This is a genomic window from Nonlabens sp., from assembly GCF_047636915.1.
Taxonomy (GTDB): Bacteria; Bacteroidota; Bacteroidia; order Flavobacteriales; family Flavobacteriaceae; genus Nonlabens.
Genome location: NZ_JBLIGN010000028.1, coordinates 24,152 through 32,153, shown reverse-complemented (window position 1 = coordinate 32,153; position 8,002 = coordinate 24,152). Strand labels below are relative to the sequence as shown.

The 8,002-nt window shown below is 37.2% G+C and carries 7 protein-coding genes; 3 read left to right on the top strand and 4 right to left on the bottom strand.

Annotated features, from left to right (window positions below; translation table 11 throughout):
• The 3 genes from ACJAT0_RS06430 to ACJAT0_RS06420 form a co-directional block, all read left to right on the top strand.
• On the top strand, positions 1-561 hold a 561-nt coding region (locus ACJAT0_RS06430; RefSeq protein ID WP_415180999.1), incomplete at its 5' end, for a hypothetical protein.
• Positions 545-1,642: a hypothetical protein gene (locus ACJAT0_RS06425; RefSeq protein WP_415180998.1), complete on the top strand. Its 1,098-nt coding sequence runs from the start codon at positions 545-547 to the stop codon at positions 1,640-1,642. The genes ACJAT0_RS06430 and ACJAT0_RS06425, both read left to right, overlap by 17 nt.
• 98 nt (positions 1,643-1,740) lie before the next feature.
• A complete protein-coding gene (locus ACJAT0_RS06420) occupies positions 1,741-2,469 on the top strand; it encodes a head GIN domain-containing protein (RefSeq protein WP_415180997.1) in 729 nt (242 codons plus the stop codon).
• A gap of 435 nt (positions 2,470-2,904) precedes the next feature.
• Here ACJAT0_RS06420 and katG read toward each other — a convergent pair whose 3' ends face one another.
• From katG to ytxJ, 4 genes are all read right to left on the bottom strand, one after another.
• Complete coding sequence (katG, locus tag ACJAT0_RS06415) at positions 2,905-5,151, bottom strand: catalase/peroxidase HPI (RefSeq protein ID WP_415180996.1); 2,247 nt, start codon at positions 5,149-5,151, stop codon at positions 2,905-2,907.
• 149 nt (positions 5,152-5,300) lie between these two features.
• On the bottom strand, positions 5,301-6,632 hold the full coding sequence (locus ACJAT0_RS06410; protein ID WP_415180995.1) for an MFS transporter: 1,332 nt from the start codon (positions 6,630-6,632) through the stop codon (positions 5,301-5,303).
• 48 nt (positions 6,633-6,680) lie between these two features.
• The gene (locus ACJAT0_RS06405; RefSeq protein ID WP_415180994.1) at positions 6,681-7,505 is read right to left on the bottom strand and encodes a M48 family metallopeptidase; all 825 of its coding nucleotides are present in this window, start codon (positions 7,503-7,505) and stop codon (positions 6,681-6,683) included.
• A 3-nt stretch (positions 7,506-7,508) separates the two neighbouring features.
• Positions 7,509-7,907, bottom strand: coding sequence for a bacillithiol system redox-active protein YtxJ (ytxJ, locus tag ACJAT0_RS06400; protein WP_415180993.1), 399 nt, complete (start codon positions 7,905-7,907; stop codon positions 7,509-7,511).
• Positions 7,908-8,002 lie beyond the last annotated feature (95 nt).

The following is an 8,002-nucleotide window of genomic DNA, read 5'->3' as shown; positions in this document are numbered from 1 at the left end:
ACAGAATCATTGCCTAGTGGCCACAGAAATCGATTTTTAGATAAACGGGATGCGATTTGCGATATGGAGGAATTAAAAGATAAAATAGTTCCTCTCGTACCGGTAAATTTTAATCAGACTACCGAAGATAAAAAGGTCATTACTCTAACTCCTTGGTTCAAATGGTCCCTCGCAGTGGGATTAGCTGTTTTAATAGGGTTTTCTGGTCTGAATTTGGTTACTCCATCACCGGCTGATAGCGGCCTCTCTAGTGTGTCCCCACAAATGGCCCAAGCGGAAGATTTTTTTACCAATACGATTCGACAAGAACTAGAGAAATTAAATAAAGAACAATCCCCAGATACAGAGCGCATTATTGCCGATACTAAAATGGCTTTGAATAAACTAGAAGCGGGTTACACCTCTATAAAAGCAGATTTTAAAATCAATAATGATAGTAAAACTGTGATCGCCGCCATGATTCAGAATTTTCAAAATAGAATTGATTTATTAGAATTGGCACTGGAACAAATAGAACAACTTAAAAATTTTAAAGAACAAGAAAATGAACATATTATATAAACTTAGCCTGTTGCTGTTTCTTCTTCCAGCGCTGCTCATCGCTGGTCCTGGTAATGGAAAATATACCAAGACTAAAAAATTAAGTAAAACCTTTTCAGTAAACAAAAACTGCCTGGTGGATATTCGCAATGAATTCGGTAATGTAACGATTACCACTTGGGATAAATCTACTGTTTCCATAGATATAACTGTAGAGGTAAGTGGAAACAATCAGCAACGTGTTATTGATAAATTGAAAGCTATTGATGTAGATTTTAACGCAACAGCTTCCCTGGTCAGCGCTAGAACCGATGCCGAACAAGGATCTAATAATAGCAGTGGGTTATGGAATACCCTATTTCATAATGGTTCGAACCAAACTTCGAATATGAAAATAGATTATATCATCAAAATGCCCGTGACGGCTTCTTTAGATATAAGTAATGACTATGGTGCTGTAATTCTAGATCGATTAAAAGGTCATGCAAAAATCAAATGTGACTTTGGGAGACTAGACATAGGTCAATTACTAGCAGATAATAATTATCTGAAGTTTGATTATACAGATAATTCACATATCGACTATATAAAATCTGGAAGCATAATAGCAGATTTTAGTGGTTTTGAACTTCATGGCGCAGAAAAAATAGAATACAAAGGAGATTACACCAAAGGAAAATTTGAAAATGTGAAATACCTAGAATTTAACGGAGACTTCTGTACCATACAATCTGAAATTGCGGTAAAAATCGTAGGACGTGGCGATTACTCCACCATCAAATTAGGTCTCGTAAAGGAAAGTGTTGATTTAAATACAGACTTTGGATCTATTAGCATTGCAGAATTAGGCCTTGGTTTTAAGGAAGCAACTATTAAATCTGAATATACGAGTATCAAAGTAGGATATCATCCAGAAGCTTCTTTTAGATTTGACATCGATACAGCATTTGCCAGTATAAAACTCTCTGATGATCTTATCGCAACCCGATCTGAAAACGATAGTACAGACAAACAAAAATCTGGCTATTGTGGTGCACAGAGTTCAACTGCTGTGATAAGTATACGATCTAGTTTTGGCGGCGTTAGTCTTAGGAAAAATTAATAAAAAGGCGCATGCGATTCGCTGATACTTAATTGGGGCGGGAGATGCGGTGAAAACTGACTGGCGCATGCGATGCGCTGAAAACAAATCAATATATTATGAAACATATCATCTTACTTCTCGCAGCTATTTTAAGTATCAACAATGCACATGCACAATGGTGGAGTTCAAATAAAAGTATCAAAGGAAATGGTCGAATAATCACCAAAACTTACAGCACAAGTGGTTATGACAAAATATCTGGTAAAAACAACATAGATATTACCATTGTAAAAGGAAAAGAAGGAACCATCACTGTTGAGGCAGAGTCAAATATCATGGAACATCTAGAAATAGAAGTTAAAGACAATCGCTTAGAGATAGTAATTGAGGATGGCTATCACATTAATACTCGTAAAAGAATTAAAGTGACAGTTCCTGTTGAAAAAATATCTGGTTTAAGTATGGCTGGAAGTGGAGATATTACCAGTAACATAAAGTTAAAATCCAGAGAGCTATATATATCTGTTGCTGGAAGTGGCGACATAAATGTAGCGGTAGCTTCTGAGAGACTTCATGTGAGTGTCTCAGGGAGCGGTGAAGTTAAAGTAAGTGGTCGTGCAGAACATCTAGAGGCTACTGTTGCCGGAAGTGGTGGAATAGCGGGTTTTAACTTGAAAGCAAACCATGTAGATGCATCTATAGATGGTAGCGGTGACATATCCGTCTTTTGTATGGGAGGAGAGCTACAGGCTTCTATAGTTGGTTCTGGCGATTTAAGGTACAAAGGAACCACTAGTAGGGTAAAGAAAAGTATCATGGGTAGTGGAGATATTACTAAGATGTAATTTAAGTTTATACTGTTAAGTTTCTATATACAAGACTTTTGAGAAGTCGTTTCAAAAGGGATTTATTATTCGTATTCCACCTTTTACGTACCAACAATTTGTGATGGTTCAGTTTCCTTAGGGGTGCAAGGCTTTTACTTAGTTATCCATACCTTTATCCCAAACAGTATTGATATCCATTCCCTTTTAAAAGGTAGCATTTATTGTTTCCTGTACAACATATTATGGTCATGAAAGAAGGCCACAGCCATTTTGTGAAGGTGATCCGCACAGTTCGCTATATTCTCATATATCAACTTAATAAAATTAAAACCTAAATTTTTAGGTCGGTGTACCATTGTTTGTATTCTTTCTAATCTTTGAAAGATATAATAGTAAAAAAATCCCTAAATCGAAATACCGACTTAGGGATGATACTTATAAAATTTTGCCTTTCTAATTTAGATCAAAGCGATCTAAGTTCATCACTTTAGTCCAAGCCTTTACAAAATCTTTGACAAATCGTTCTTGTGCATCATCTGACGCATAAACTTCGGCAATAGCTCTTAATTCTGTATTAGATCCAAAAATAAGATCTACACGCGTCCCTGTCCATCTATTTTCTCCAGTAGAGCGATTGCTTCCTTCAAAAAGTAATTCGGAGCTAGATTTAGCTTTCCATGTTGTCGTTAAATCCAAAATATTGACAAAATAATCATTTGTTAATTGTCCTTTTCTATGGGTAAAGACACCATAATCAGAACCGTCATAATTGGTATCTAAGGCTCTTAAACCAGCTATTAAAACTGACATTTCTGGAATTGAAAGCGTCAATAAATTTGCTCTGTCAATCAAATGGTCTTCTCCAGATGCTTTTTGGTCGCTTTTGATATAATTTCTAAACCCATCTGCTCGTGGTTCTAAGTAACCAAAAGAATCAACATCTGTTTGTTCTTGTGTAGCATCTCCTCTTCCTGGTGTAAATGGAACTTTGATTGGATTTCCTGCATCCTTAGCAGCTTTTTCTATGGCAGCACTTCCTGCTAGAACGATCAAATCTGCCATAGAAACTTCTTTATTTCCAGACGCTGATGTATGAAATGAAGTTTGAATTTTCTCAAGTGCGTCCAAAACTTTATGCAGTTGCTCCGGATTATTTGCTTCCCATTGATTTTGTGGCGCTAGTCTTATCCTTCCACCATTAGCTCCACCTCTTTTATCAGAACCTCTGTAAGTTGATGCACTTGCCCAAGCTACAGAAACCAGTTCTGAAATAGATAAACCTGTTGCTAGAATCTGTGATTTTAGACTAGAAATATCTTGATTATTTATTATTTCATAAGATACCTGCGTAATAGGATCTTGCCATAATTCTTGTTTTTCAGTAACAAGTGGTCCTAAATAACGAGCTGTAGGCCCCATGTCTCTATGGGTTAATTTGTACCATGCTTTTGCAAAAGCATCTTCAAACTCTGCTGGATTTTCTCTAAAGTGTTTGCAAATTTTTAGATATTCTGGATCAGATTTCAAGCCTATATCTGCCGTAGTCATCATTAAGTTTTGTTTCTTAGAAGTATCTCCAGCCATAGTCGCTTGATCAGCATTAGATGCTGCCGTTGGTTTCCATTGGTGAGCTCCTGCTGGGCTTTTAGTTAATTCCCATTCATAATCTAAGAGAACTCTAAAGTAATCGTGATCCCATTGAATTGGATTCGGTGTCCATGCTCCTTCTATACCACTAGTAATGGTGTGATCCCCTTTTCCCGATTCAAAAGAATTTTTCCAACCGGTACTCATCTCTTCTATTTTTGCTCCAGCAGGTTCCGTTCCCACATATTCATCAGGATTTGCTGCCCCATGTGCTTTTCCAAAGGTATGTCCACCAGCAGTTAATGCTACCGTTTCATAATCATTCATTGCCATACGGCCAAAAGTTTCTCTTACGTTTGCCGCAGATCCCAAAGGATCTGGAACTCCATTGGGACCTTCTGGGTTTACATAAATCCATCCCATCATCACAGCACCTAATGGCGCTTCAAGCTCTCCTTCAGAATAGCGCTCTTCATTTGCACCCCATTCTGTTTCCTGTCCCCAATAAATATCTTGTTCTGGTTCCCATACATCTTCTCTACCACCAGCAAAACCTAACTTTTTCAATCCCATAGATTCCATTGCGATGTTACCCGTTAGAATCATCAAATCGGCCCAAGATATTTTATTGCCGTATTTCTTTTTTATGGGCCATAACAGTAGTCTTGCTTTATCTAGGTTGCCGTTATCTGGCCAACTGTTCAATGGAGCAAAACGCTGGGAGCCACTAGAAGCACCACCGCGTCCATCTCCTATTCTATAGGTACCAGCGCTGTGCCAAGCCATTCTAACAAAGAATCCGCCGTAGTTACCATAATCAGCAGGCCACCAGTCTTGAGAATCTGTCATTAAATGAGTGAGATCGCTTCTTAATGCTTCTAAGTCTAAGCTATTAAAAGCTTTGGCATAATTAAAATCTGGATCCATGGGATCAGACTTATCTGCATTCTGACGTAGAATATTTAATCTCAATTGGTTGGGCCACCAGTCTTTATTTGTTGTTCCTTGACCAGCAGTAGAAGAAGGTGCACCTCCCATAAAAGGGCATTTTGACGCAGCACTTGAATCACTAGCATTATATACATTGGTTTTATTTGATTTTAAGGAATCCATAAATTGATGTTTTAGAGTTATTTATACCATCTAAAGTTAAACAAAATTATGAATGCGCCCCTCTAAGCTTAATTTTTTATAATTACATTGGTATAAGAAAAAACTATTGTCATTTAATTTTTAATTGTTTTAAGTTATTGCAATGGGCTTTATTTCTTCAAAGAAGGAACTCTAGTGAGTAAAATTATCCCCACTATAAAAAAGACGATTAAAAACAATATAGGCTCTCGCATGGAGCCACTGATCTCGCCTACTATGGCAAATAGGAGCATCCCGATCACGATCCCTATTTTTTCTGCTACGTCATAGAAGCTGAAATAAGATGCTGTATCTGGATGGCCATCGGGAATCATTTTAGAATACGTACTTCTGGATAGTGCTTGAATAGATCCCATAACAAAACCGACACATGCAGCTGTTAGATAAAATTGTATAGGAGTTACCACAAAGTAACCGTATATACAGATCAATGCCCACAATATATTTATGATGATTAGTGTTTTTATATTACCGATTTTTCGTGAAAGTAGACTTGCTAACCAGGCGCCTAAGATGGCTACCAACTGAATTAATAATATACTTAAGATCAAACCCATTGTAGCGCCACCTTCTTCCCATGCTACTTCTTCTGTACCGAAGTAAGTAGCCACTAACATCACTGTTTGCACCGCCATACTGTAAATAAAGAAAGCGCCTAAATAGCGTTTCATTTGGATATTTTCCGACAGGCTTTGCCCTATTTTTTTTAGTTCTTGAAAGCCGTTGGTGAATATGTTTTTTACATCGCTTCTGTCTTTTTTAGTCCCTAAAGGCAAATGTATATAAGTATACTGCGCAAATCCCATCCACCACAATCCTACTAGAATAAAGGATAACTGGTACGAATATAAAGGGAAAGACTTATTTTCAGAGAACAGTCCCTCTTCTGGATAAAAGCCCCCTTCTAATAAAAGGAGACAAACAATAAGAAGCAATACACTACCAAAATACCCCATGGAAAAGCCTTTGGCACTAACGGCGTCTTGCTGCTCTGGAAAGGCAATATCTGGTAGATAAGAATTATAAAAAACAAGGCTGCCCCAAAAACCAATCAGCGCTAACATATAGATCAATAAACTGATCCATAAATAATCAAAACTAAAGACGGATAACCCGATGCAGCTAAATGCGCCTAAATAACAGAAGAACTGAAGAAAACGTTTCTTCTGACCAGAATAGTCGGCAATACCGGAGAGTATAGGGGAAATAATACTTACTATTAAAAAAGCAGTTGCCGTGGTAACAATAATGATCGATTCATTATTGACACCTTGAAGAATTTCTGGCACATTTCCATCCTCGAAAGCTTTCTTACTAACTGCCGCATAAAAGATAGGGAAAATAGCACTGTTAATTACTAGAGAGTAAACGGAGTTAGCCCAATCATAAAAAACCCAGGCATTGAGTAGTTTTTTAGAGCCACGAGGTAGATTTTGTTTCATAAAAAAGGGTTCTTAAAGAACCCCTCAAAAGTATGTTTTTTTAAACTTCTATTTAAACGAGCTTACACCATATTTTGCTGCCTCCGCTTTTGCTTGAGGAGCAAGTTCCCTAAGTTTTTTAATACGGCTATCGTTAGATGGATGCGTACTCATGAATTCAGGTGGTGCTTCTCCACCACTGTTTGCTTTCATGCGCTCCCATAACTTTGCTCCTTCCTCTGGATTGTATCCAGCAATGGCGGCTAGATAAAGACCTAACTTATCAGCTTCCGTTTCATGTGCCCTAGAGAAAGGCAACATGACTCCTACTTGCGAACCGATACCATAAGCTTGATTAATTATATCTTGTGTACTTTGCTTTGCACCAGCTGCCTGACTGCCTAAGGCCACGCCCGTTCCTACTATAGATTGTAACTGTGAACCACTCATTCGTTGTGCTCCATGATTAGCAAGTGCATGAGCTACTTCATGTCCCATCACCATAGCAACCCCAGTTTCTCCTTGACAGATAGGCAAGATGCCTGTATAAAAAACAATTTTCCCACCTGGCATGCACCAAGCATTAACAGTTGAATCATTCACTAATTTATAGTCCCATTGGTAATTTTCCAGATATTGCTCTTCTCCTATGGCATTGAGCCATCGTTGCGCAGCTGTCTTAATTTTCTGACCTACCCGGGTAATCATTTCGGAATCTTTTGTACCAGTGACTACCTTGTTTTCTCCTAAGAACTGATCATACTGGGTAAAAGCCATAGGAAACAAAGTGCTGTCTGGCACAAAATTCAAAGTCTTTTTACCTGTAAAAACATTGGTCTTACAAGAAAAAAGCACCAAAATTAAAACAAATAAAAAATACTTTCTTTTATTCATAATCTATTTTTTGTGAGTCACTATTTCTTGAACTTTCTTGATATCTATTCCTTGATGAGATTCAATATGAAGAATTTCTTTATTATACAAAATAATAAGTTGAGGAGATTGATGCACCACATTCAATTTTTCAGCAACAGCGTTGCTCACATCTCTAAAGTTTAAAAGATCAAGAAAGTAATAGGTTACATCGTCTTCATTTTTCTCATAGCCTTTTTCAAATTGATTGAGTACCATTCTAGAAATACCACATCTAGTGCTGTGCTTAAATATAACCTTAGGTTTGAAGGTAGAATTATTAATAATATTATCTAATTGATCCACAGATTCTAACGGTTCCCATTGAATTCCTGTCCACTCTTTTTTTACAATATCTCGCTGTGTTTTAAACAGCTTGTCCATAAATCCCATAACTTAATTTAAATGTTACGCTTTCGCGAAAGCGGAAAAAACGTTCCTTATATTAATCTTAGTACTAATATACAAATTTAAACATT

Coding starts and splice junctions, on each gene's coding strand:
- ACJAT0_RS06420 (WP_415180997.1), top strand. CDS start 1,741: ATGAAACATATCATCTTACTTCTCGCAGCTATTTTAAGTATCAACAAT.
- ytxJ (WP_415180993.1), bottom strand. CDS start 7,907: ATGGACAAGCTGTTTAAAACACAGCGAGATATTGTAAAAAAAGAGTGG.
- ACJAT0_RS06425 (WP_415180998.1), top strand. CDS start 545: ATGAACATATTATATAAACTTAGCCTGTTGCTGTTTCTTCTTCCAGCG.
- ACJAT0_RS06405 (WP_415180994.1), bottom strand. CDS start 7,505: ATGAATAAAAGAAAGTATTTTTTATTTGTTTTAATTTTGGTGCTTTTT.
- ACJAT0_RS06410 (WP_415180995.1), bottom strand. CDS start 6,632: ATGAAACAAAATCTACCTCGTGGCTCTAAAAAACTACTCAATGCCTGG.
- katG (WP_415180996.1), bottom strand. CDS start 5,151: ATGGATTCCTTAAAATCAAATAAAACCAATGTATATAATGCTAGTGAT.